Raw genomic sequence first — 23284 nt, forward strand, 5'->3', positions numbered from 1 at the left:
GAGGGTTGGCCACTCGTTACGACAAACTCGCTCTCACCTATCGGGCCGGGGTGCTCTTATCAGCGGTCTGCGCCTGGCTCAAGCGTCTCGCCGATTAGGAGACACGCTCTAGCGGATCTCAACGCCCGAACCTGCATAGCCGGATTACAGGAAGAACCCCTGAGTCGGCAACGCCCGCCGATTCGGGGTTCTGACCACCGCAGATACTTCGGTGACGGCTGCCCTGGGAGGGACTGCGAGTTCCGCTGCCGACGAGGGTCTCATCTCACCTAGTCCGGCAGGTTCAAGGACTCCAGCAGCGCCTCGGTGCGCGCGAGGAGTTCGGCGGCGCGGGCGTCGATGTCGGCGAACATCGGGCCGAGGTCGTTGAGTTCGGTGGTGGCGTTGCGGCGGAGGGCAATCCCGGCCGCAGGGTCAACGACGGCGAGCGCACTGTCCGCCGCCTCAGCATCCACCAGGTGGGGTTCTGGGGTCACTGGGTCCGCGGGGGCGGTTTCGTTGCTCTGTGGGGCGCTCAGGGGCGATTCCGGGACGCTTCTGCGGTCTGGTGCAGTGCCAGTCAGGTGCGCATCGACGATCGTCGCGATCGCGTTGGCGCTCAGGCCCCGCCGCGCACCCCGAGGCCCCTTCGGTGGCGCCAGGTGCCCCCACTGGTCGATCCCCGGCAGCAGCGCCCCATCCCGGCCCGGACGCAGTGCTGGCAGCGCCCGGTACCGCTCGATGCTGTCCTCGGTCAGCGGCGTCGCCGACCGCAGGGCCCGAGCCAGCGCACCCGTGCTCGGCCGCGAGTCGTAGTACGCCAGCAGGCGCGCCCACCGCAGGTACACCGCGACCGGGCACGTCATCGGATCCTCTGGCGTCGCGTCGAGCACGGCGACGTGACCGCCCACCTCGATGTGCAGCTCAGTCCCGGTGAGCTGTGCGTCGGACCGCTGCAGTCGCTCGATCGCGGCGAACGGCAGGCCGGCGGTCCCCGCGAGGACCAGCAGCAGCGCGTCGCGGCGCCCGAACATGCCTGCCGTCCACCCCGACGTCGGGAGCTCCGCGACCCGGTGCGCGACGGCGGCCGGGTCGATCCGGACGCCGGTGCCGGCGGGCCGGAGGTACTCGCGGATGGCCTGCAGTCGGCCGGGCAGCCGATGGCCGGCGGCGAGGTGCGCGGCGTTGATCGCAGTCAGGCGCCGCCGGTGCGTGGACGGCGCTGCAGGGTGCGCATCCAGAAACCGGGCGACCGTCACGGGATGCGCAGGCAGTGACGGCTGCTCGTACGCCAGGCACCAGTCGACGAACAGTGACCAGTCGTAGCGGTACGGCCCGGGTGCCTGTCCGCTCTGGGGGTGCCGGTCCTCGTCGATGCTCACCTGGTCAGGCTAGGGCGGGCCACCGACGTTCCTGCACGTGGCAGACGCCGCGCGCTCCCCCACACCGTGCCTGGTGCTGCGGATGCGGCGTGCCGCGGCGGCTCGCCGGCACCGACATCGTGGGCACCAATACCAGCCGTCACCAACTGTCACCTCAAGGAGACCCATGGCCGCCGTCCCCATCCCCACCGTCGCCGACATGCCCCACATGACGTCGTCCCGGTTCAACCACACCGTCGTCGCGGACATGAAGAAGTTGCCGTTCGCGAAGCGCGCGCAGTACCTGCTGTGCCCGTACGACAGCACCGAAGACCACATGAGGAAGGTCGTCGTGGTCACCGACCGGGTCACTCAGCCCACCGTGATCCGACGCCCTTGCGCGGGATCGAACCTCCATCCGATGGCGGTGGCCGTCCCGAGCCTCGCCGCGATCACCGTCGAACTCGCGCAGGCGATCACCCGGGTGATGACAGACCACCAGGTGCTGCGGACTCTCGCCGACAACCGGGTTGTGCTGGCGACGTTGCCGTCGGCGGTCCCACCGGCCGCGGCGACGGGTGCTGCCTAACCACCGCTTCCCACCATCACGAGGTGCGCCCCGAGACGTGATGTCTCGGGGCGCTTCTCGTTCAGATGCTGCCGGGGATGTCGAGGACCTCGATCCCTGCGGTCTCGCGCAGCGACTCCCACAGATCCGGACGGTCAGCCAGCGCGTCCTTGGAGAGCACCGTGTAGTCGGTGTGCGCGGTCATCGTGCGCGTCCGGTCCCCCCTGGGTGCGAACACCGCGAAACAGGCCTCCACATGAGCCATTTCGTGGCGGGCCCAGTACCGGATGCCGTCGAACTCCGCCTCGCGCAGCGCCTGCGCCCACTGCTGGGTGAGGTCGTAGTCCGCGGTCGTTGCGATCTCCGACGTCATCCCGAACCGGATCGCCGCGTTCGAGGTGGCGTCGGCGACGAGCAGGTCCCGTTCGACCGCCACCGTCGAGATGGAGCGGACCGCGATCTCCGGGGACGGGATCAGCTGGATCCCACACCACGTTTCGAGGAGGGTGATCAGTTCGGACTCGGCGGTGTAGCAGGTCCCGTCGGGGCCAGGCAGGTCGAACCGGCCGCCGCCGCTGGTGCCGAACCACCACGGCTCGAACTTGGTTCCGTGCGTGCGGTACATGGCCGTGCCAGCGGGCACGGTGGCGACAGGGAACCGTCCCCGGAGTTCATCCGGGGACGGGGGCGGGCCGAGGTGCTGTGTCGCTCGACCACCGCTCACGAGGCGAGCCGCTCGGAGGCCTGCCGTGCCAGTCGGACGACGTCGGCGGTGTCACCGTCGAGGAGCGCCTGCCGCGGTGTGCGGTCGCCGAGTTCGGGCTGCCGGGTCGACATCCACGACGCGATGGTCCAGGACACGACGTCGGCGTGCGCCCACGCCTTCAACACGTCCTTGATCCCGAGGATCGGGACGTGCGGTGCGGTGTCGGTCAGGCCGCCCGACCAGTAGCCGATGGTGCCGTCGGCCGCGGCCAGGCGCAGGATCCGGTTGTCCCTCACCGCTTGGCTGAGGGCCTGCTTCGACCAGCCGGTGGCGTCGACGGCCTGCTTGTGGGTCAGGATCGCGCCGATGTGGTTCTCCCACGCGCGGCGGGCCTTGAGGTTCGACAGGACGCTCTTCACGCCGGCGGCGACGTAGGTGGCGTCGGCGGCGTCGAGCTGTTCCGCGGCCATTCCGCTGGCGGCGAGCTGGTCGTCGACGACCTTCTTGAGTGGGGTGCTCATACCCCAATCGTCCTCGGTCAAGCAGGTCAAGTCAAGTGGTCAACCGATCGGGAGGTGAACGGATCGCATCCCACCTGAGCTGCGGATACTTCCGCCGGGCCACCACCGGTGAGCTGTCCACCGGCAGACCGAGCCGCGACGCGACGCGGTTCAGCGCCCGCGATCACATACCCAGATGCCGGACCGCGTTGTTCTCCATCGGCGTCCGCTCGCGCGCATAGATCTCGATGGTGGCCTGCGACGCGTGCCCTGTCTGCCGGATGATCGAGTGCGGATCGGCGCCGTTCGAGATGGCCTCCGTGACGAACCCCGCCCGCAACGAATGCCCGCCGAGCATCGCGACATCATCGGCGCTCATACCGGCGGCCGCAGCGCGGCTGCGGATCACCGCGTGCACCGCCGCACCGGACAACGCCGCGTCGGAGAAGTTCCCGTTCTTGCGGATCCCCCGGAACAACGGCGCCAGCGCATCATTCGGGGACTGGACGGTATCTCGGCACACGTGCCGGGTGAACGGCTCCGCCAGACTCGCCACACGGATCACCGCAGGCCGGCCACCCCGGTCGAACGCGCACACCACCTCCTGCCAGCGGTGCACCGCACACACCGGGCAGCTTTCGTGCGCGTCGGCGTACGGCGCCGCCTTCACCTGCCCCTTCCCGGTCTGGTCGGTCTTCGACCTGCGGACCCGGACGTGCAGGCCGTCCGATCGGCTGCGCCGCACGTCCGCGAACGTCAACGCCACCAACTCGGACCGACGGAACGCCCCGACGTAGCCAAGCAGCAGCAGCGCGGAGTCGCGCCGCTCGCGGACCTCATCCACCCAGGTGGTGGCGTCGCGGCGGGCAGTGGCGACCAGGTGCTTGATGTCAGCAGTGCGCAACGGCTCCCGCCGCTTCGTGGGGCGCTGATCCTCGCTGGCGTACTCCCGACGCAGGCCCGCCAGGGTGCTCATCACCAACTGTCCGGACCCCGGCGCCGGGAGGTCCTGAGTGCGGTGCCAGAAGTTGATCGAGGACACCCACCGGGACAGCGTGGCCGGCGAGTAGACCCGGTCCCCCACCTTCCCATCGGTGCGGGTGTCGGCGGCGTCGATCAAGTAGGCGGCGATCGTGTCCTGCGCGGCCGGCATCGCCGTGAACTGACGTGCTGCACACCAGCTCGCGAAGCGATTCCAGTCACCGCGGTAGTTACGGATGGTGCTCGCCGACTGTGACTGGGCGACGACCTCGAGGATCCGCCGCTGTGTCGCCGTATCGAGGGCACCGCCAGCGGGGACCGCGAGATCCGATCGCAGCGTGGACAAGTCGACCTCGCTGGTCATTCGCGACGTCCTTGGGCCTCGACGCCGCAGCTACCGCACACGATCCATGGAATCTCAGTCGCCACGGTCTTGACCTGCACCCCAGCGAGCGACTGCGCACCGAACGGCTTCGCCGCCATGCGCCACTCGATGCGGAGCTGCCGCTCACCACACGCTGGGCACGGAGTGGTCGACACGTCCATGTGGTCCTCCTCATCGGTATGCAAATGGCGTTGACGTGCACTCTAGCGGCGATAGCTGCGCTAAGCGGAACAGCTGGAAGCGGCTGCGCCCAACAGGTTGTCGGGCGGGATCACCCCCGCGGAGGCGGACCATGATGATGCGTGGTCGGCATCAGTCCATCGATCCCGGCGAGCGAGCAGCCCGTCACCTCGGATGTCACCGCGTGAACGTGACGTCGTATCCGGCCAGACCACCGATCGACACGCGGTACTCGACCCCCTCAAGCGTTGCCATGGTCCAGCCTTCCTTGACGCTCAACGACTCGCCCACCGGCAGTCCTTGAACTGCACTGACCGCGAACGAGTCGATGTCCCCGTCGCTCACTTCACGGATACCGGCGTATTCACCCTGTTCTGCGTTTGTCGCCTGGGTATGAACCGAGCTGATCACGGCCAACTCAGACGATATGTTCTTGACAGTGACCGGGAAATAGACACTCACGGGCCCCGGAGGCAGGTCATACGCGATGATCGCGTTCTCACTCAGCATGAACTCGACCGGTTCGCCCACGGTGATCTCCAGCTTCACCTCTCCCGATCGCACCGTCTTGCTGTAGATCGCGGTCTGACCGAACTTGCATGGATCTTTGAACAGTCCCGTCGTATCGCAGATCATCGGGTCAGCCGACGAGGAAGGATCCGCTTCCTGTTCCAGAGCAGGCTGTGGGAAGGACGGCTCGGTGTTCGAGGCCGCCGCGGCGTCGGTCGTCGACGCGTCGCTGTCGTCTTCCAATATCGCCCCGACGGTCATGATGCCGACCAGGAGGACACCGACGCCACCGAGTGCGGCCCACAATCGCCAGGGGGGCTTCGGCTTTGGTCGACGGAAGGTCATGGTGGTTCGCAGGCCGCCCTTCTCCTGGGTGACCAGCTCCCAGCCTTCCTGCTGCTTGTTGGTGATCGTTCTCGACTCAGTGCCCCGGATCACCCTGATCTCAGTGACCTCGTACCGTGTTCCCTCGTCGGTCATGTCGCTTCCCATCGCTTCGATTGCGGGTGTTGTGGGTGAACCCGTACCCGAGAACGGGGAATCCAGGTGCACGGGGCAGTGTGCACTATCCGGCTGGTATCCCCGGACGCCATCCAAGAAGCGTCCGGTCCCTGGATACGAATCGAGGCGCCGAAGCGGGCGCGGATGTCGATCCCGAATGGACTGGACCGGGGCCATAAAACGTGACGGTCATCCGAGATGTGTCGTACGCCTGTGAGGGCGTAGATCGCCAACCACAGCCGCCAACCTGCCAACAGCCGCGAGCAATCGCCAACGCTGACGACGATGATCGCGCTCTGCCATCGTCACGCAAGCGCAAGCCAGAGCGCTGGGAATTGACGCCGACGGTGACGATTCACAGGCGGTCGAGCGCCGCCTGTCCGCACGCCGGGCGGAGCGCCCCCGACCTAGTCGGTGGGGGGCTCGAGGCCAGCCTCGCGGTCGTGACGGCCCTCTCGAGGGAAAGGCCTGATCGCCTTCTCGATGATGGTGATCTCGACGTCGTCGATGTCGGCGTCGGTGATGGCGCCGATGAGTTCGCGGGCCATCTGTTCGATTTCGCCTGAGTGTCGGGCCTGGGTGACGGTGGAGACGTTGATAGTGCCGTCTGGTGTTCGGTACCCCTCGAGTTCGGGTACTTCGACCATGAACCATTCGCCGTCGCGGTAGACGCGGACTGAGTACACGTGTGTGGTCAACACCCACACCCTTTCCCCGGCGCATTTCGCCAAGGGAGTGAGATTAGACGCTCTGACACGAATCTGGCGAGCCCCCACGACTATGGGTGCTCGTGGCGGACAACTGGTGGACCCGTACGCCGGCCCGCTCGATATCCAGGTCAGCGCCGTGGGGTTTCCGGCAATAGCTGCGCTCATGACGACCGCTGGAACCGTCGGCGCGGCAGCTCACTTCGCCGGAGATCTCCGCCCGCGGGTCAGCGGAAGGGGCAGGCTGCCCCTGGACTGGACACAACAACCAGGTCTGTGTGCCGGTAGGAGCGGAACGTCGTAGGCCTCGCTGCGGGCATCCGCGTCGACGAGCGTGGCGGCAGCGCATGAGTCGACCGAGTGGGGTGCACCCCGAAGTGTCCACCTCCGACCTGGACTGTTTCCGTTCGTCAACAGAGCTCCGGTAGAGCAGCGCGGCCCACGTCCACCACGCCTCGAGATCCCACTGAAACCCCACCTGATCTGCTAGACAGCAGGAATGAAGCGAATTGTCGTAGGACTGGCGCTCATCGGTCTCGCCATGGCGGGCTGCTCATCGGACGAGGGCACCGACACTCCCCCGCCGACCACGACGACGTCGAGCACCACCACAATGACGACGACGGCACCTCCCAGCGAAACGGCCACGCTCCTGCCGCCCCTCGAGACCAGCGAGGCGCCCGTGATGCCGGAGCCGCCGGCCGCTGAACCGGAGCCGGAAGTGGTCGAACCCCCTGTCCAGCCAGTCGCTCTCGGCGACTACTGCTCCTCGCGGGGCGCCACCGCGACCACGTGGGACGGCTCGACCGCCTACTGCTCGCGCCTCGCGGGTACCGACGCCTACATCTGGTCACTGACCGCAGGTGTCGCACCGAACCCCGAGCTGCAGCAGATCCAGACCGAATCCAACACCTCAGCGGTCTCACCTGGCGATACCTGCTACGACAGTGACGCCACCGCGACCGATTCGCAGGGCCGGACGCTGTACTGCAACCCGACTGTGAACGGCCGGTACGCAGGCAATCTCGTCTGGCAGCTCCTGCCGTGACGTTGTCTCGGACGTCCCGCCGGCGCGTCAGCGGCTGAGGAGTTTCGCCTTCTGGGCATCGAACTCGGCCTGGGTCAGAATGCCCTCATTTCGCATGTCGGCCAGCTTCCGGAGCTCATCGGCCACAAGATGCGGGGACACCTGGTGCGGCGCTGGTGCGGCCGGCGTCGTCGGAGTCGCTGTCGTGTTGAACAGCGGATGCCCCTTGAACCAATTCTCGATCAGCTCAGATGTTCCGTGATTGACATCGACCGTGGCCAGGGTCGTGCCGTTGCCGAGAACCGAGATCGATCGGGTCAGCATCTTGCCGCCCTTGGTGACCGAAAAGCCTCTGACGTCGGCGATCTTGATGCGGAACGCCTGGGTCAGTTCCCCGGTCTTGTAGTACGCGGCGGTCCCGTCCTCGAACTCCACGATCCGTCCATGCCCGAAGCCCAACGCGTATTTGGTTGGCATGTGCACTCCTCTGAGGTCTCGTTAGCGCACAGGTGTGCCGGACGAAGATAGTAGCGATCAGCGAGGGATTTCCTGGATCGGAAGCGACACCCCGCAACTGTCCGCTCATCGACTGACGCGGGACCGCGGGAACCTGCCGTCTCGACAGGTTCCCGCGAACCCCGTCGGTTAGTCCGCGAAGACTCGGATTCCGACTGCGGCCGGACCGGACAGGCTGACATCCAACGTGATCGAGAGCTGCTCGGTCATGTCCCAGCACTCGTCGATGTTCCGCCGCGTGACCTCGGACTTGTCGCTGCGGGCCCAGGCCTCCGCCTTCGTCCAGGATTCCGCCTCGTCCCGGCAGGCGAAGCCCTGCTCGGCGATGACGCGGTTGGTCTTCGTGTCGATGATCTGCGCTCTCACAGGCACGGCGTGCCTTTCGGTTGGTCGATGTGCTGCTCCCAGTGTTCAAGTCGGGTGTCGATCGTGTGGCATCGATGCCAGCGTGGATCGATGCGCCGGCGAGCGCCGGGGTCGGGCCATACCCGCTGCTGACCACGGTGACGATGCTCCGAGTGGTGTCGTTGAGCTGACCGGGGCCACGGCAAAGGACTAGATACCTGGATAGTGCGGCGTGGCGATCGTCAGACAGCACCGTCAGTTTCAAGAGTTGACTGCACTCACCGGTGACTCCCCGGATAGCGCGGGGAGTCGCCGGTTGCGCACCTAAACCCCGTACGCGGTGCCGCCGACTGACTCGGCGATCATCGGGGCGATCCTCGCTGAGTCAGCGATTCCCTCGGAACTGTTCAACGTCAGCACGGCATATTCATCGGACAGAGCGACGTGAATCCCGCCGAAGGAATCACTGGCCTCCTGCCACTTCGCGAGCGTCTCCTGGTTCGGGAAGATGTTGATTCCGGCGTCGTAGCCGTTCACTGGCATATCGAACCGCATCTGAGCCCCCGACAGCCCAACCTCTACACGCTCGGGCTCGGCGTGCTCGATGCCGAGGTCATCGAGAGCCGTGGTGAATCTCTGCACGACAGATTCGGACTTGGAGACCGGCTTCGCCGGAGTCGGGGTCTCTGCCTGCTGCCCCTGGGTTGAGGACGAGTTGCTGTTGGTTTCAACCTTGGCGGCATCGTCGTTGCCGCAAGCGGCGAGGGACAGGGCTGCTGCCAGGACAGCGGCAGCGGCGAGGGTGGTCCTACGGCTCATATGGTGGTCTCTCCGATGTGGTTGAGCTGAGTGCTCTCCGAAACGTTTGTGAGAGTGGAGAGTACTTGACAATCAGCCTCCACTTAGCTGGCGAATAGCGCGATCCAAGTCAAGCGTCCCGACGCCGTCTGCCTGAGCGGCTTCCTGCGCGTTTATGTGTGCATTTTGACCATCGTCAAACAGGACAGGTGGACTCGGCTCTCCAATACCCGCATGGGCGTGAGGCTAGGGGCGCAAACTGGAATCAGGGTTGGGGCGACAGCCGTCTCTTCGACCCTCCAATGGCGATGGTGCCGGGCATCGCGGAGGCCAATGCGAGGGTCGCGGCGAACCCACCCACCAGAAGGGAAGCAACTGCGACCGCACTGCAGCATGTCCTACCGCGTTCGGGAACCGCCGACGTGCCCTGGCTGTTCGCATCCCTGTCTGGTCAATTAAGCGTCGCGTTTCGCTGATCTTCGCTGCAAATCGACCGAAAGAAAACTGTGCTGACCGGTGGGTTTCCGGCGATAGCTGCGCTAATGACAATTAGCAGCGGTAACACCGCGAGATCCGTAGGTGACTACCCCAGACACGTGGATAGCCCATCCACAGGGCTTGGAATGAGGGAATGAGGGGACGTCGGCGGTGCACTCACGCCGATCGCGCCGCCACACAGAACATGGCGGTGACCTGGATGAACGATACCGCGGCGCCGGCGAATTCTCCCGCGGGAGAAAGCTGTCCGACACGATCCGTGCGGATTCGGCCGAGGAGCGGCCCGGCCTCGAGCTGCTCATCCCACGAAACGGCGTCCGTAGGGTGACCCGGAATCGGAGCCCCACTCCCCTGCCCTCGCAGGCAAGGGCCAGTCACCCCGCATCGGAACAGGACCCGCCACATGAAGAGACTCCCCCAGCTCGACGGCCAACGGAACCCGCAGGTGGTGCGGGCGTATCGCCGACTACGCGATGCTCTCCGACGGATCGGTCGAGCAGGCGTGGATGCTGGCCGAATGATTCTCCTGTGCAACCGAACCCACCGCCTACCGGCTGTCGGCGCCTGCCCACCCACACCCCGATCAATGAACTCGTCCGACTCGGGAAGCTCCTCTGGCGTATCGAGCACGACTACCGCGAACTCAAAGTCGCACTCGGCCTCGGCCACTCAACGAGATCGCCAATCGCACTCTGGTTGTCGAGCAAAAGGCAGCGATCCTCACGGCAGCACACCCCACTCTTTCATCGGATGGCGCTCACCGACGTCCGCCCTGTTCTGGTATGCCGCGAGCGCGTCCGTCCCGCTGCGCCCATGCCCATGCCCATGCCCATGGCATAACAGCTCCGCCCCAGATTCGATTCCCGCGTTTACGGTTGAATTCTCGGCGCTGCTCCCGACAGCGGCACCTAGTTGAACTTCTTGGCGCGTCGATTCTTAATTCTCGGATTACGTGTGGTGAGATATGAGCGGCTGTATCCAACCTGAATAGGAGGCAAGAAGTTACCGACCAGTAACAAACTAGAATTTCATAGCAGCACCACCCAAGACAAAGCCCCCTTTCGGGGGCCTCGCCACTCGATTCACATAACCAGATCGAGTTGCAGCTCTGCTGAGCTTGTTCAGTTCTCTGTTCTGAAAACGGCTCTCTTTGGGCGTGGTTGAAGTTGCAGCTTCGACCACAGGTGTTGCATCAACTTGGGCTTTCCTGCTGGTAGGCCCGCTTTCCCTGAAGGGACTACCGTGAACGGTACGTCTCAGGGTACCTCATACCCTGACGAAGCAACAACATATCTGGACCACTCTTATGTCGCGCCGTCCACATCACGCACGCTTGCGAACACCGATAGTGGTCAGCAATCACAGGACGAGAATTTCGATGTCGCCATAAAAGCAGCAGCGGAGAATGTCGTTCGGATCGAAAGAATTAATTCGGCCAGCGACCAAAAAGGGAGAACGTGGTCACTTCCCGTTGATCCAAATGATCAATCAAGAACCCCTATTTGGTCGGGTCGAATGAAATGGCAGAACCAGGTCCGTCAAACTCTCAATTCGGAAAGTGGCGTAGAGCGCTGCAAAGAACACCAGGTCGATCCTGAACGGGTTTATGCCGTCGCGGTAACGATGGCGGGAGTAGCAGATCGTCGCACCGGCCGCCGCGTCACTGCCTCGAGAGAAAATCTCGCCGACAAGGCCGGCGTCTCCGTCACCGTCCTCAAACGTGCCCGCCGCGTTCTGTCCAACCTCGGGTTGGCGAAGGAGATGGTTCGGGGGCGACTCTTGCGTACCGTCGAGCAATGGGCAGCCGAAGCACACCATGGTCGCCGTCAAACCAAGGCAACAAGCGTATGGGCCCTCGTCTCACCCAAACTCGCAGTCGTTGAGTATGACCTAGTCACGAAGATCGGCTACCCCTCCGAGGCTCCGAGAGCCTCACTTTGTCCACAACCTGCGGTCCGTGGCCCCCAATCTCTTGGTACTTCTCTTAGTTCTAGTTCTTCCGTTAGGAAGAACTACATAACGCGCGCGCGAGCGCACACGAGGCAGAATCCAGCCCCAGCTACACGCAGGCCTCGCTCAATCGCACTTCAGATTGCTGCTGCCGAGCTAGTTCGGCATGCCCCAGCTTTGAACCCCCCTGGCCACATTGGAGCCGTCTGTGATGCACTCAGGGCGTATTCCGTCGATCCGAGTCGGTGGTCGGGACGTGATATCGCCCGAAGGCTCAGCGATGACACACGGGCCAGAGGTTGGTTGTGGCCAGATTCACGATCACTGAAGAACCCCGTAGCTTTTCTCCGTTGGCGTCTAGCGAGAATCGATTGGTCACTCCCCTCCCCCACTGAGCTCGCTGTCGCAGCGAAGAGCGCTCGTGATGCACAACGCCGTGAAGTCGAATGGAACCTCAGGGATCGAACCGCCAGCGCTGCATCGCAGACGGTACGAGAATCCGCGATGGCCAAGATTCACGCGGTACTTAGCCAGGTACACGGGAAGCCCTCTGTGGTGGTTTACCGCGGTAAACCAACTACACACCATCGATATTCCTGACGGGTCACGACCGGCGAGCCCCCCACCCTTGTCAGGTTGACCGGAGAACTCACTAAGAGGTGGGGTGACTCGCACTCGCATCCGTTTACCACGGTAAACCCCGCACGGGAGATGCGGACCAAATTGCATCCAGGATGCGTAAGCCCGTCTCCGCTCCCCTCCCCCGTTGCTGAGAACACGAACCACTTCGGCCTACTTGGAGAAGCAGTGCGTGGCGCGACATGCGCAACTAGTGGAGCATCCAGTGCTGAGTCGTCTAACGAGGCCTTCACATGTGCGCCTGGGTTACCGCGGGTAATGAACCAGTCAGGCCTTTGGGTCGAGCTTCACGCTATAGGAGTCGCTTCGGTGTCCGAGTGCTCAGAACGCGGATCTGGCTGCGACTCCGTAGCTCTCCGTATTTACCGCGGTAAAGGGTCAGGAAGGCTGCAATCGACTGGTCCCCTACCTGGCGTCCCGTGGTCTCTGTCGGTCCTTAAGTGGCAGTCACCACGATCATCCATCCGTCGGTAGTGCCTAGAGTATTGCGCTCGCCTGCGCCCGCGTTTCCCCGCGAACATCGTCCCCACTCGTTCAGCCTGTTCAATTGAAGTCTTATCGTGGCGTACCTGATGCTGAGGTCGGTTCGGTGTTTACCGCGGTAAACACCGAAGCCCCGTTTCGGTTGATGCTCTATCAATAGACAGATGTACGACCTCTGCTTCCAGCGGAAGCGGCGACTCCGGGCATATGCGTGAACGTGCTCTAGTGTCGCGAACCCACGGATGACTACCGCGGTTCGTTCCATTAACCGGATCCTGGTCCATCGCCGTGAATCAGTGCATGTCGGCGTGCCGGCGGGCGAACGCCTCGACTCGGAGCCGAATCGATGTTCGTCAGATTCGTCTTCCATCCCTGGTTTACCGCGGTAAATTGTCGCAAGAACCTACGCGATCAATCCCGCTCGGCGGCTACACACTCATAGAACTCTACGTCAAATCTGCTAGGTAGCTCGGTGTGTTTACCGCGGTAAACACACCGGACGATTCTGTCCGCCTCGCAGTGTTTCGGCATCCAGGAGGACAACTGTACCGGCGATTGTTCGTGTATTCTCCGTTAGTTTGACTGACTGGAGGAAGAGGTAGAACTCTTCGTCATTCGCCGAGGTCAGTTGCGGAACCAGTTCGCGAATGACGGTGGGCACCCAGTATTGGCATTCTGACTGGACTCGGCTTTACCGCGGTAAACAATGTGTTGCAGCTATTCGGGTTCGGAAACGTCGACGGTCAGTTCGCGCGGAGTATCGAGGACTAGGGAGGCCGTGGGACATCCGCTGACAGCGTCTGTGCGCTGAGTTTTGATGCAGTGTCGATGCCTGATCGCTGTGATGAAGTCCGCGTTCTCAAATCTCCCGGCGTTGCCCTTGGTGGTCGACGACTTGGAGGGTACCCAAGGGCCTGGATCAGCCGCGACGTTCTGTCGACTTGGCCTTACCGCGACGATGCAGCTCGCAGCTTCAGGTTCATACGGGGTGATGTGGGTGAAGAGCAATGGTGTACCGCGGCTAGATCGGTGTGCTCAATCCCGTGCGTAGTGGGGTTTGGTTCCGTAGCCCTGCACGGAAAGGCCGTTCCTCGTTGTCGACCGAAGATGTTGGGCGGTCAAGGGCGGCGAGGCCAGGTGATGCCTCACAGCAGCGAGTCGATCCGGCTAGTAGGAGACGCTTGGAGGCGGGTGAGGACGCGAGTGGAAGCAGAGCATGAGCGGGCCTTCGAGGTGAGCGTGAGCAGTGGCCGCCTGTGTGGATGGTTTACCGCGGTAAACCACGCGTCATGATTCTGTGCGGATGGTCGCAGGAATCCGCCGGATTCATTTCCTTTCGTCTGAACTCCCGCTCTTGGACGGTTTACCGCGGTAAACCGTCCAAGAGCGGGAGTTCAGAGCGGGGTGGGTATCGGCGCCGGAAGGGCGGTGATCGCTACGCAGCAAAGCTGCCTACAGAGGCGGTAGACATGGAACCGTGCTATATCGCGCAACTTCGGAGGAATCGGGTAATCCGGTCGCTGTATCCGCAATGCGAGTTTGGGGAGTGGGGGAGCGCGGTCACTCGATCGGCTGCTATCAATGCTGGACATCCGATGTCTCACGGTTCTGGATTCACGCGGGTTGCGACTAGGTTTACCGCGGTAAACATCCCTTTCGGCAAGTGCAAGGCTAGGACACGAATCTGGATCGCCGGCTCTCCCGTACCTCGTTGGATACGGGTGACAAACCCGTCAATGGCGTAGCGGTGCAGCCTCCGAGCCAAGTCCTCATGTTTGGATGCGTCGGGCGGCCAATGAGTCATGACATTGAAGAAGTTCGGGAATGCGTTGGTTTACCGCGGTAAACCACACCGCGACCTTGAAGACGGTCGTGTGCTGAACCTGAGGTTCGAGCACGAGTATCTGATGTGGTCAGTCTAGTTTCATGGTGGTCATCTAGGGAGTCAGATTCCAGCAGCGCGACAGTAGTCGCGCCAGTGGAATCGGGTGGATGGAGGGTCGTCGCGCCGCCCTTCTTGGCTGATCTGGGTTGAGTTGAAGAAGTATGGCGGCGTCAGGCTGGGGTATTGGTGTGATGGGGGTGAGCAGAAGCGAGCTCGGCCGTCCGTGCGGCTATAAGGAAGAAACTCACCCTGGTAGACCTAGGCTGTGATACCGACCAAAGTAGTGGCATTTATTGTCACAGTGACGAAATAACCTCAGGTGATTGATCATCTCATCGACAAAGCCAATCGCCTGATGCGGAAAGTCTCAACCAATGGTTGATATATCGCAGCCCTTGGGCCGATCTCGACCCGACACGCCGAACTGTGACCAAAAAATTGAGATCTATGTTCCGCAGCTCGGAGAGGCGTAGGGGGGTGGCGACAATGCCCGACAATCCTCCGCAATCACGTACGCAGCAGGCACTTCCCGCCTGATCAAGCATTCCGAGCTTGTCGTGAAACCGGCGTATCGGGTTGCAGCAGAACGGATTTCCATAACGAAACCGTTGGTACTCGATACGACAGATCGGATCTGTCGGCAGGACACCATTGCCAACAGTCGGCGAACTACAGCAACCGCAGCAACCACATCAGACAGCTCTCTAAGCAGCACAGACGCAGGTGCCTATCGTGGCCATCAAGCGCTGTAGAAAACTCGGCCTCAAACCGATTACGATGATGTACGCGCTAATCACCACCCGATCGCATCGTGGCGGTGGGAGTCCGAAGTAGCCCCGACAGGGGCGAAGTATACGGAGGTTAATCGATGGCTGTGCATGTCATGCTCAACCAGAAGGGTGGAGTTGGAAAGTCCACCCTGACAATGAATCTCGCGGCCGTGAAAGCGGACGTACTCACCAGAGACGATGACGACGTCCAATCACCCGTCGCAGCTATCTCAGTAGACCCCCAAGGCTCAGCCGTGTGGTGGGCCTCCCGGGTACAAGAACTACCGTTCCTCATCGACCAGGTGCACGACAACCTCGACGTCCTCCGCAACCTCGGCAATCTTCCAGGCATCAAGCATGTCTACGTCGATACCCCCGGATGGATCGACTTGTCCGGCAACGACGACGGTACGGACGCCCTGGGTGCTGGCAGTTCCGGCGACGCACTCCGTGCTGTCTTGGATGTCGCAGACCTCGTGATCGTCCCCATTGAACCTGAGCCGCTGTGCTTCGATCCGACAGCCCGCACCATCAAGCAGGTCCTCGAGCCCCTCAACAAGCGGTTCATCGTCGTCGTCAACAACTGGGACCCTCGCGACGGCAAAACTGATCTCGACCAGACTCGAGAGTTCGTGCAGGCCAACGGATGGCCTCTCGCCCGTACCGTCATTCGACACTACAAGGTGCACACCCGCGCCGCAGCCGAAGGCCGCGTCGTAACCGAATACGAAACCAATCGCGTCTCACTCCAGGCGCGAGAGGACTTCTACAAGCTAAGCCTCGAGCTCGCGGATGGTGGTCGCTGATGGCCCCCAAGGGCGGACGGGCGAACTTCGCATCACTGGTCAGCTCCGTCGGAGACAACTCGCCAGTCGATCGCAAGAAGACCGTCACGCCGACACCCGCCAACACCGAGAGCGTCGACGGAAAGTTCCTCGCGGACGTTCCCCTCACCGATCTGGTCGCCAACCCCCGCAACCCGCGCGACGAGGTTGGTGACCTCGAGGACCTGTCCACAATCGCCGACCGACAACTCCAGCCGGGCACCGCGGTTAGTCGCGCCGCGTGGCTCGCCCTGTGGCCGGACGACGAAGATGACCTCGCCGACGCGAAATACATTGTCGTCAACGGCAACCGCCGTCTCGCCGCGGCCGCCAAGTACGGCCGCATCGGTCTCGACGTCGTCGTCCGCGATAGCATCGCCGTCAGCAGGGGAGAGATCCTCTGGGCCGCGACCAGTGAGAACATCGACCGCCGCGACTTCGACGTCCTCGAAGAAGCCAAAGCCGTCGAGCTGATGGTCGCCGAGTTCGGCAGCGCCGCCGCCGCGGCCACCAAGCTGGGCCGATCGAACGGCTGGGTGTCCCAGCGCCGGGCCCTGCTCAAACTCGCTCCCGAGCTGCAGGCTGCGCTGCGCGCGGGGGACCTCGCGGTCCGCGCCGCGCGTTCGCTGGCGAGGGTGCCGCTCGAAGAGCAGGTCGCGGCCTGGCAGGCCTCCCAGGACGGTGACACTAACAACACCCCACCGGAACCGGATCCCACCACGCCGGCACCAGAGCCGAAAGAGCCCAAGGAGCCGGCAGGCGAGGTCGAACCGGCCGAAAAGGTCGTTCAGGCGTTGCGCAAACTCAGCGTCGACCCGGCCGTGCTCGCCGAGGCAGTGCGTAAGCACTTCACCGATGCCGAACAACGGTCCCTGATCGACGCCCTCGGCCTCCACTAACGGCGCTGCTCGTAGTTGTGCGGCGTGCCCGCAGTCACATCCCCGGATCCCCGTGGTGTGGCTGCGGGCACACGACACCGCTCACTCTGGCGATGCGGCGACTCGAGAAGTGTTGGTGGATAGATGAACACACCCGGTGAGCTCGACGCGGTCGTCGGAGTCGGCCCACACGCTGGCCGGATTGCGTAGGGAGTGTGGAGTGATTCTCGTTCTGGTGGCAGTTCGCGCGTAGGCACTCCCGCCTCGGTTGCCGTGCCCGTCACGCATCTCCCGCGGTTTTGGGCCTGGCCGTGCCGACGATGACCTGCTTGTGGTGGCCCATCTCAGCAGCGACGGTCGCCGGGTCGGTGGTGACGGGGATCGCGACATCGACGTCGGTGACGTCCTCTGCGGAGCGGGAGACTCTTGGTGTTCGAGCGCACGGCAAACGCCGGCCGAGCTACCTGGTCTGCGCGGTCCGCTCCTGTAACGTCTGCTCGAGCACGGAGATCGACGGCGCCGTGAACAGGATTTTCGCGCTGCCGCCGTTCTCGGTGGCAGCACATTCGGCGATCTCCAGTGCGGTGAGTGTCTTGCCGGTGCCGCAGGCCACAATTCGGATTCCCGCGGTCGTTGCTGGCCTCGAAGTCGGTGAACACAGCGTCGATCGGCTTGCCGTTGGCGTTCGGTCATTTGACCTCGAACCGGGATCACCGCTTCTCCACGTTGAAGGTCCCGTCCGAATTGCACTGCGCCTCTACTTCGTATGGAGTCGCGATATCGAAATGTTGGACGATGGATGATCCGTCGGGCTGCTTGATGGTCGCGGTAACCGTTCGGTCCTGCTCGTTGATGTCGGCAATCACCTGATCAGCCTCGTCGTCGACTATCGGCGGGCGGATCCGCTGTGCCAGGTCGAGCCGAAAGTTGCTGCGGCTGATCAGCTTCTGGCTAGTGTCAGAGTATTGGTCGGAGGTGTCGTCGAAGGCATCGTTGTTTTTTGGCGTGACCGGTTGTTCGCCGGTATGTGGTTGGTATTGTCCGGTGGCAGTCGAACCATCCGGCGCTGACGACGAGGTTGCTGCGGGCTGTACGGGCCCAGGCCCGTACAGATTTGACGTCGATGGGTTGTGCGATCGTGGTAGCGGTGCCGAGTCGAGTATCGCCACGGGCTGGTTTTGTGCTGAGGAAGCGCCGTCGCTACCGCAGGCGGCGAACGGATGTGAGTGCGCCCACCGCCATAGCGTCCAGGTCGACGCTGGCGTGCTTCATCGCTGAGCAAGACTCCTGAGGGATTGGCATAGTCCGCTCCTCTGCTGCGGATAGTGATCACTGCGCAATAGCTGTTGGCTGAGAGCGGGTGTGGCCTTTCGGTCAATTTTCCTGAGGGGCAGGGTGTCAACTGAACGACTATCACCTGCCGTGTCTTGAATGCCCGGCGGTCCACTACGCGTCACCGCGCTCCCGCTCGAGGCTCCGGCAGCGCCAGAGAAGCGGGACGGGCCAAGGCCTGGAGGTCTCGGGGAGGAGGATCTCCAGGCCTTGGCTGCTCGGCATCGTGCAGTGCTCGAGCAGGCGAGAACTGGGGGGTGTTCTCGCCCGAGCCAGAGGTTAGTTGAGTTGAATTCGCCGCAGCCCGGAACACGCCGTGGGTTCGCTCACATATAGCTGCTGCGGGCTCGTGGTCGAACATCGGCGGGAAGGTGACGGGTGGAGGCTACCCACGGGTGAGCGTAGGTAGAGCGGCGTTAGAGGACCTGTCGAACCATGCCTGGACGTCGGCGCGGGTGTGCGCTGCAATGAGGTGCGCCTGGTCTTGTAAGTACGCCCAGGTCACCGACCAGGCGTCCGACCAGCTCGATCGCCTGGTCGGTGGCCTGCTCGACGGTGATCTGGGCGCACTCCGCGATGTACTCGGCGATCACCTGGATGGCGATCTGGTCGCCGGCCACCAGGGTGGTCTCGTCGGTGTTCGGAGCGGCGGCCTGCATGTCGGTGCTCATCGTGTGCGTCTCCTCGTCGGGGGTTGCTGATGGGTGCCACTGTGTCGGTCGGATTTCCGGGGTGCGGCACTCCAACAGGGCGCTTTGGTCCCGGGTGTGGGGACGTGGAGCCGATGAGCGGGGGAGTTGGCGGGGGAGGCCCAAGATCAGGTGGCGATTCGCCCCCACCCGCCACTATCGTGGATTTACGCGAGCAAATGACTGTAAGGAGGCGATGGGGATGGGGGACACGAGGCGAAGCGTCGAGGACCGCTACCGGCACGGTGACCTGGACTTCGAGGCCGCGGTGCGGGAAGTGACCGGCGCCGACGTCGACCGTGAGTTCTTCGCGCGGATCGTGCACGGCCTCTCCGTGAAGGACCCGGCCGGACTGGCCCTGTCCGAGCACGACGCCGCACTGCTCACCGACGCCGGATTCGTCACCGACCCCGCCGCCGCGACCGCAGCGCGGGTGGACCGCGACATCCGCATGCAGGACCTGGTCCACCGCTCACTGTCGGTCGCCGACGCCGCCGAACGCCTCGGGGTCACCACAGCCCGTGTCCGCCAACGCCTGACCGACGGCACCCTGTGGGCGTTCACCTCGGGCCGCCGCCGCCTGCTGCCGCCCGCACAGTTCACCGCTGCCGGCGCGGTCCCGTTCCTCGATCAGGTGCTGCCGCTGCTGAGCAAGGAACTGCACCCGCTCACGGTGCAGGCGCTGCTGACTCAGCCGCAGCCGTCCCTGACCGTGGAGGGCCGCCCGGTGTCGATCGTGGCGTGGCTGACGGGCAGCGCGGGCACCGCCTCGGACATCGAGCAGGCCGCCGCCGTGATCACCGCCGCAGACTGGGAATCGGCGTAGATGGGGTCGATGCTGCCCCCACCCCCAACGGCCTCCGTCCTCCGCGACGCGGGAGTTCATCCTGACGAACTGATCACCTGGCAGCCCACCGAGCTGGTGTGGCGCGTGCACCGCACCACCGGCGGTCACGTCCTGCCGTGGAACGGGATGCGGACCTACGGGCCGATCCTGCGATTCGACCACCACCCGCGCGAGGTGGGCGATCACCCCGGCTACGGCATGTGGTACGGCGCATCCAGTCCCCGAGGTGGCCTGGCCGAAGCGTTCCAGTCGGCGCGGGTCATCGACCGCGAGTACGGCGACCCGTACCTGACCGGGCTGCGGTTCCTGCGGCCGCTGCGGCTGCTCGACGTGTCCGGGATCGGCGGCGCGGCGTGGTCGACCCGAGTCGGCGGCAACCACGCCCTCGACTGCGCCCCGCACCGCCGCAGCCAGCACTGGGCGCGCACCATCTTCCGTGCCCACAGCGACCTCGACGGCGTCATCTACCGGGGCCGGTTCGCTGGCAGCGTGAGCGTCGCGCTGGTCGAACGCGCCACCGACGCGTTCCCCGCCCGCCCCGCGCTGTCGCTGCCGCTTGCGCATCCCGCCCTCGACGGTCCGATCGCGACTGCTGCACATCAGCTCGGCTACACCATCACCTGACGACTGTGGCCCGCCCTCCGAGGGCGGGCCACAGTCAGTTCAGTGCACCGATCAGGTCAGCATCGAGACGGACAGCACGAGGGCGGAGACGGACACGAACTCCGCACGTGTCGGAGCCATCTTCTGTCGACGCCAGACGGCGACCGCCGACGCGAAGGTCGCGGCAGCGAGCAGGAGAAAGAAGAACTGGCCAAGCCCGGGTCAGATCGGGTGAGAGCTTCCAATTCGGGCCGATCGCGCCATTGGGGAAAGTGCCGACCTTCGTATAGTCGCCGGTCGTCGGGTCGATGGTGCCGATCTCGAGCGGATCCTTGTCTGTCGGCTGTACGGCGACGAGGATGCCATCGAGTTTGGAGGGATCGACAGCGGCGGCCGCCGTGCTCCCCGCGGTGGTGGTTCTGGTCGAGCTGGTGGCAGCCGCAGGGCTGCTGGTCGCGGTGGGGGCAGTGACGGCCTCCTCGCTTGCATTACTGCTGCCGCTCGAGCAAGAGCTGACCACCGCCATCAGAGGTGCTAGGGCACACAATGCAATGGTGAGATGCGTTCTCCGCGACATGCGCGGAGCGTATCGACCCGGTCCAGGTTCGGCCTAGAGCCTGTTCGACCGACAGTGCACCACGTCGAAGTACAGAGCCCCGCCCTACGGGGGAGAGTGAGAGAGTCACCCACGCGCCGGTCGCGACTGAGCCGCCAGCAGGTGATCGTCGCCCTCCGGCAGTGGCAGGCACCCATGACGCCAACGCCTCGTCAGCTCGAACGACGCCCGGACTGTCGGCGACAACCCGACGTGCCGGCACAGGGGCTGTCACGCGCCTAGTCGCGACGTGCGCGTACTGGTCCAGTCCCCGCCGTGATGTCGTAACACCCGCCTCCAGTGGCCGGATAACCCGCGGACAGCGGTAAACGACGGAGGACGCGGGGGAGACGTAGTGGAGCACAGCGTGGACGACCGGGGTTTCAGATTCAAGACCGTGTGGGAGCGGTTGCTGCCGTTCAGGAAGTCCGAGTGCTTGAACTGCACGCGGGTAGCCGAAACTGGTGGCTCGCTGTGCGAGGCGTGCAAGATCAACGCCCGGAACGATCCAAGCATCGGCAAGTATCCGACGGTGACCGCGGTGCTGCTCCTGTCGGCGGCCGCGACGCTGATCGCTATCCCCTTCGCACTCTTCGGCGGCGACGAGCCCACGCCAACTGCGGCGGCCCCAGTGGCCGACGTGCAGTTCGACCCCGCGCCGGCACCCGAGACCACCTCGGAGACCGTGTTCACCACCGAACCTGAGTACTCGGCGCGGGACGACTCGTCGGCGGCCGACGATTACGTGTCCGAGACGGCGGCCTCGGAGGCCGCATTCATCACCACCCTGAACGTCAACGATGTCCCCTACACCAACAAGGCCAACGCAGTCCGGCTCGGCCGGAGCATCTGCGCCGTCGTGCGCGACGTAATCCTTGATGGCCGCTCCAGGGACGCCGGCATGGACCAGGCCGAGGACATCATGGTCGGGGAGGGCTACGCGCGGGAGGATGCGGCGGTCTACGTCGGTGCCGCCGTCGGCGCGCTCTGCTGAGAACGCGGCCCCGGATCACCCCGACGTCCCAGAGCCGAGCACTGTCCCCGTTGAGGCGGCGACGATTCTGCGTAGGGTTGTTCCCCGCGCAGCGGGATGCCCTATCCTTGCGGGATCCTTTTGGTAGGGGATGCGAGAACCCCCGGCGCCCGCGGTAACGCGGTCAGGCGCCGGGGGTTCTTTGCGTTCCAGGCCGACTCGGCGAGGGGACAACGGCCCATCGCGAACCGGTGCCGCCATTCCGCATCCCGGTGCCAGCCTCCGCGGCGCGGTCGTGCCGCGCAGGCACGCGAGCCGCCAACCGCGACAACGGGTCGTCCAGTCCCCGGCGTGTGGCCGTAACACTCACACCCACCGGGTGGATACCCCTCAGACAGAGGCAGTGACGGATCGAGGGGATGACGTGGTGAGCGAAGACGACAGCGGCGACCGCGGGTTCCGGTTCAAATCCACGGCGGAACGGTTGGTGCCGCTGCGCCGAGACGAGTGCCGGAACTGCACCCGCCCGGCGGTACCCGGCGGCCGGCTCTGCAAGGAATGCCTGATCGCGTATCGAAGTGACCGGAGCGTTGGCCAGTACCCGATGGCCGCCGCGGCGTGGATATTGGTGGCCGGGTTGTCCGTGGTGGTCGCGGCGGTCGTTCTTGTCCCCGAGCTCACGGGCGACGACGCCCCCGCTCAGGCCGACGCGACGTCGACGTACACACCGGAACCCGTGTACTCCGAGCCGGAACCCGACTCCGCGTCGGAACCCGTCTTCACCGTGCCGGAACCGACCGCCCGCTCGAACTCCCAATCCAGCTCGGGCACCTCGCAGGCCGCGTTCATCGCCACCCTCAACGCCAACGACGTCGAGTACTCCACCAAGTCCAACGCCGTCGCCCTCGGCGAAAGCATCTGCAAGGTCGTCAGAAACGCCGTCGACGCGGGATTCACCATGACCGACGGCATGGACTACGCCGAGTCGACCCTCGTGGAAAGAGGCTTCGCCGCCAACGACGCGGCAGCCTATGTCGGTGCCGCCGTCGGCGCGCTCTGCTGAGAACGCGTCCCCCCATTCATCCAGGCAGGGTGCACCAGGTTCACTCTGTCAGGGGCAGGTAGCCCCTGACACGGCGGCCGCCCCGCAGGTCCGCGAACTCTTGTCCCCCTCCGCCATTCGGGGCGGGCACGACACCCTGGCCCGCACCGGGCGGCCGGCGGCACCGCGCTGCGCACCATCCAGTCCCCGGC

Annotated in this window: 21 protein-coding genes; 8 read left to right on the top strand and 13 right to left on the bottom strand. The window is 64.4% G+C overall.

What is annotated here, in order from left to right; translation table 11 throughout:
* Positions 1–269: 269 nt before the first annotated feature.
* The gene (locus FFS72_RS25225; RefSeq protein WP_249353527.1) at positions 270–1361 is read right to left on the bottom strand and encodes a site-specific integrase; all 1092 of its coding nucleotides are present in this window, start codon (positions 1359–1361) and stop codon (positions 270–272) included.
* 166 nt (positions 1362–1527) lie between these two features.
* Here FFS72_RS25225 and FFS72_RS25230 point away from each other — a divergent pair, with 166 nt between their 5' ends.
* Positions 1528–1929: a hypothetical protein gene (locus tag FFS72_RS25230; protein WP_137876517.1), complete on the top strand. Its 402-nt coding sequence runs from the start codon at positions 1528–1530 to the stop codon at positions 1927–1929.
* 61 nt (positions 1930–1990) lie between these two features.
* Here the strand turns inward: FFS72_RS25230 and FFS72_RS25235 are convergent, their stop codons facing one another.
* The 5 genes from FFS72_RS25235 to FFS72_RS25255 all read right to left on the bottom strand — a co-directional run bounded on the left by FFS72_RS25235 (position 1991) and on the right by FFS72_RS25255 (position 6402).
* Positions 1991–2551: an RES family NAD+ phosphorylase gene (locus tag FFS72_RS25235; protein WP_249353528.1), complete on the bottom strand. Its 561-nt coding sequence runs from the start codon at positions 2549–2551 to the stop codon at positions 1991–1993.
* A gap of 77 nt (positions 2552–2628) precedes the next feature.
* Positions 2629–3135 carry a hypothetical protein gene (locus FFS72_RS25240; RefSeq protein WP_137876518.1) on the bottom strand — a complete coding sequence of 169 codons (507 nt, stop codon included), beginning with the start codon at positions 3133–3135 and terminating at the stop codon, positions 2629–2631.
* 163 nt (positions 3136–3298) lie between these two features.
* A complete protein-coding gene (locus FFS72_RS25245) occupies positions 3299–4459 on the bottom strand; it encodes a site-specific integrase (protein ID WP_137876519.1) in 1161 nt (386 codons plus the stop codon).
* 378 nt (positions 4460–4837) lie between these two features.
* A complete protein-coding gene (locus tag FFS72_RS25250) occupies positions 4838–5650 on the bottom strand; it encodes a hypothetical protein (RefSeq protein ID WP_137876520.1) in 813 nt (270 codons plus the stop codon).
* A 428-nt stretch (positions 5651–6078) separates the two neighbouring features.
* Complete coding sequence (locus FFS72_RS25255; RefSeq protein WP_171018825.1) at positions 6079–6402, bottom strand: hypothetical protein; 324 nt, start codon at positions 6400–6402, stop codon at positions 6079–6081.
* Between the two features lie 475 nt (positions 6403–6877).
* Between FFS72_RS25255 and FFS72_RS25260 the strand changes: the two genes are divergently transcribed.
* Entirely contained in the window at positions 6878–7426 is a 549-nt protein-coding gene (locus tag FFS72_RS25260) for a hypothetical protein (protein ID WP_137876522.1), read from the top strand.
* Between the two features lie 27 nt (positions 7427–7453).
* On the opposite strand, the gene FFS72_RS25265 is transcribed toward FFS72_RS25260, so the two are convergent.
* The 3 genes from FFS72_RS25265 to FFS72_RS25275 all read right to left on the bottom strand — a co-directional run bounded on the left by FFS72_RS25265 (position 7454) and on the right by FFS72_RS25275 (position 9085).
* A complete protein-coding gene (locus FFS72_RS25265) occupies positions 7454–7882 on the bottom strand; it encodes an SHOCT domain-containing protein (RefSeq protein ID WP_137876523.1) in 429 nt (142 codons plus the stop codon).
* Between the two features lie 168 nt (positions 7883–8050).
* The gene (locus tag FFS72_RS25270) at positions 8051–8293 is read right to left on the bottom strand and encodes a hypothetical protein (RefSeq protein ID WP_137876524.1); all 243 of its coding nucleotides are present in this window, start codon (positions 8291–8293) and stop codon (positions 8051–8053) included.
* Between the two features lie 297 nt (positions 8294–8590).
* Positions 8591–9085, bottom strand: coding sequence for a hypothetical protein (locus FFS72_RS25275; RefSeq protein ID WP_137876525.1), 495 nt, complete (start codon positions 9083–9085; stop codon positions 8591–8593).
* Positions 9086–15387: 6302 nt separating this feature from the next.
* Between FFS72_RS25275 and FFS72_RS25285 the strand changes: the two genes are divergently transcribed.
* Both FFS72_RS25285 and FFS72_RS25290 read left to right on the top strand, forming a co-directional pair.
* The gene (locus tag FFS72_RS25285) at positions 15388–16095 is read left to right on the top strand and encodes a nucleotide-binding protein (protein ID WP_137876527.1); all 708 of its coding nucleotides are present in this window, start codon (positions 15388–15390) and stop codon (positions 16093–16095) included.
* Positions 16095–17012 (top strand): ParB/RepB/Spo0J family partition protein, encoded by a 918-nt coding sequence (locus FFS72_RS25290; RefSeq protein ID WP_137876528.1) that lies wholly within the window; start codon positions 16095–16097, stop codon positions 17010–17012. The genes FFS72_RS25285 and FFS72_RS25290 overlap by 1 nt, the downstream gene beginning before the upstream one ends.
* 439 nt (positions 17013–17451) lie before the next feature.
* Here FFS72_RS25290 and FFS72_RS26895 read toward each other — a convergent pair whose 3' ends face one another.
* The 3 genes from FFS72_RS26895 to FFS72_RS25305 all read right to left on the bottom strand — a co-directional run bounded on the left by FFS72_RS26895 (position 17452) and on the right by FFS72_RS25305 (position 18994).
* Positions 17452–17604 carry a DEAD/DEAH box helicase family protein gene (locus FFS72_RS26895; protein ID WP_249353529.1) on the bottom strand — a complete coding sequence of 51 codons (153 nt, stop codon included), beginning with the start codon at positions 17602–17604 and terminating at the stop codon, positions 17452–17454.
* A gap of 97 nt (positions 17605–17701) precedes the next feature.
* Positions 17702–18160 carry a hypothetical protein gene (locus tag FFS72_RS25300; protein WP_137876529.1) on the bottom strand — a complete coding sequence of 153 codons (459 nt, stop codon included), beginning with the start codon at positions 18158–18160 and terminating at the stop codon, positions 17702–17704.
* A 579-nt stretch (positions 18161–18739) separates the two neighbouring features.
* Complete coding sequence (locus FFS72_RS25305; protein ID WP_137876530.1) at positions 18740–18994, bottom strand: hypothetical protein; 255 nt, start codon at positions 18992–18994, stop codon at positions 18740–18742.
* A 220-nt stretch (positions 18995–19214) separates the two neighbouring features.
* On the opposite strand from FFS72_RS25305, the gene FFS72_RS25310 reads away from it, so the two are divergent.
* Positions 19215–19838 (top strand): hypothetical protein, encoded by a 624-nt coding sequence (locus FFS72_RS25310; RefSeq protein WP_249353530.1) that lies wholly within the window; start codon positions 19215–19217, stop codon positions 19836–19838.
* 9 nt (positions 19839–19847) lie between these two features.
* Positions 19848–20483, top strand: coding sequence for an RES family NAD+ phosphorylase (locus tag FFS72_RS25315; RefSeq protein ID WP_137876532.1), 636 nt, complete (start codon positions 19848–19850; stop codon positions 20481–20483).
* 34 nt (positions 20484–20517) lie between these two features.
* Here FFS72_RS25315 and FFS72_RS25320 read toward each other — a convergent pair whose 3' ends face one another.
* Positions 20518–21039, bottom strand: coding sequence for a hypothetical protein (locus FFS72_RS25320; protein WP_137876533.1), 522 nt, complete (start codon positions 21037–21039; stop codon positions 20518–20520).
* Between the two features lie 385 nt (positions 21040–21424).
* Here FFS72_RS25320 and FFS72_RS25325 point away from each other — a divergent pair, with 385 nt between their 5' ends.
* On the top strand, positions 21425–22051 hold the full coding sequence (locus FFS72_RS25325; RefSeq protein ID WP_171018826.1) for a DUF732 domain-containing protein: 627 nt from the start codon (positions 21425–21427) through the stop codon (positions 22049–22051).
* 406 nt (positions 22052–22457) lie between these two features.
* Positions 22458–23093 carry a DUF732 domain-containing protein gene (locus FFS72_RS25330; protein WP_171018827.1) on the top strand — a complete coding sequence of 212 codons (636 nt, stop codon included), beginning with the start codon at positions 22458–22460 and terminating at the stop codon, positions 23091–23093.
* Positions 23094–23284 lie beyond the last annotated feature (191 nt).

The sequence above is a fragment of the Rhodococcus sp. Q genome, assembly GCF_005503035.1.
GTDB lineage: Bacteria > Actinomycetota > Actinomycetes > Mycobacteriales > Mycobacteriaceae > Rhodococcus_G.

Bases quoted from the DNA above. Each gene is read 5' to 3' on its own strand.
- FFS72_RS25250 (WP_137876520.1), bottom strand. From the start codon at position 5,650: ATGACCGACGAGGGAACACGGTACGAGGTCACTGAGATCAGGGTGATC.
- FFS72_RS25315 (WP_137876532.1), top strand. From the start codon at position 19,848: ATGCTGCCCCCACCCCCAACGGCCTCCGTCCTCCGCGACGCGGGAGTT.
- FFS72_RS25230 (WP_137876517.1), top strand. From the start codon at position 1,528: ATGGCCGCCGTCCCCATCCCCACCGTCGCCGACATGCCCCACATGACG.
- FFS72_RS25240 (WP_137876518.1), bottom strand. From the start codon at position 3,135: ATGAGCACCCCACTCAAGAAGGTCGTCGACGACCAGCTCGCCGCCAGC.
- FFS72_RS25310 (WP_249353530.1), top strand. From the start codon at position 19,215: ATGGGGGACACGAGGCGAAGCGTCGAGGACCGCTACCGGCACGGTGAC.
- FFS72_RS25320 (WP_137876533.1), bottom strand. From the start codon at position 21,039: ATGTCGCGGAGAACGCATCTCACCATTGCATTGTGTGCCCTAGCACCT.
- FFS72_RS25285 (WP_137876527.1), top strand. From the start codon at position 15,388: ATGGCTGTGCATGTCATGCTCAACCAGAAGGGTGGAGTTGGAAAGTCC.
- FFS72_RS25260 (WP_137876522.1), top strand. From the start codon at position 6,878: ATGAAGCGAATTGTCGTAGGACTGGCGCTCATCGGTCTCGCCATGGCG.
- FFS72_RS25290 (WP_137876528.1), top strand. From the start codon at position 16,095: ATGGCCCCCAAGGGCGGACGGGCGAACTTCGCATCACTGGTCAGCTCC.
- FFS72_RS25275 (WP_137876525.1), bottom strand. From the start codon at position 9,085: ATGAGCCGTAGGACCACCCTCGCCGCTGCCGCTGTCCTGGCAGCAGCC.
- FFS72_RS25305 (WP_137876530.1), bottom strand. From the start codon at position 18,994: ATGAGCACCGACATGCAGGCCGCCGCTCCGAACACCGACGAGACCACC.
- FFS72_RS25265 (WP_137876523.1), bottom strand. From the start codon at position 7,882: ATGCCAACCAAATACGCGTTGGGCTTCGGGCATGGACGGATCGTGGAG.
- FFS72_RS25245 (WP_137876519.1), bottom strand. From the start codon at position 4,459: ATGACCAGCGAGGTCGACTTGTCCACGCTGCGATCGGATCTCGCGGTC.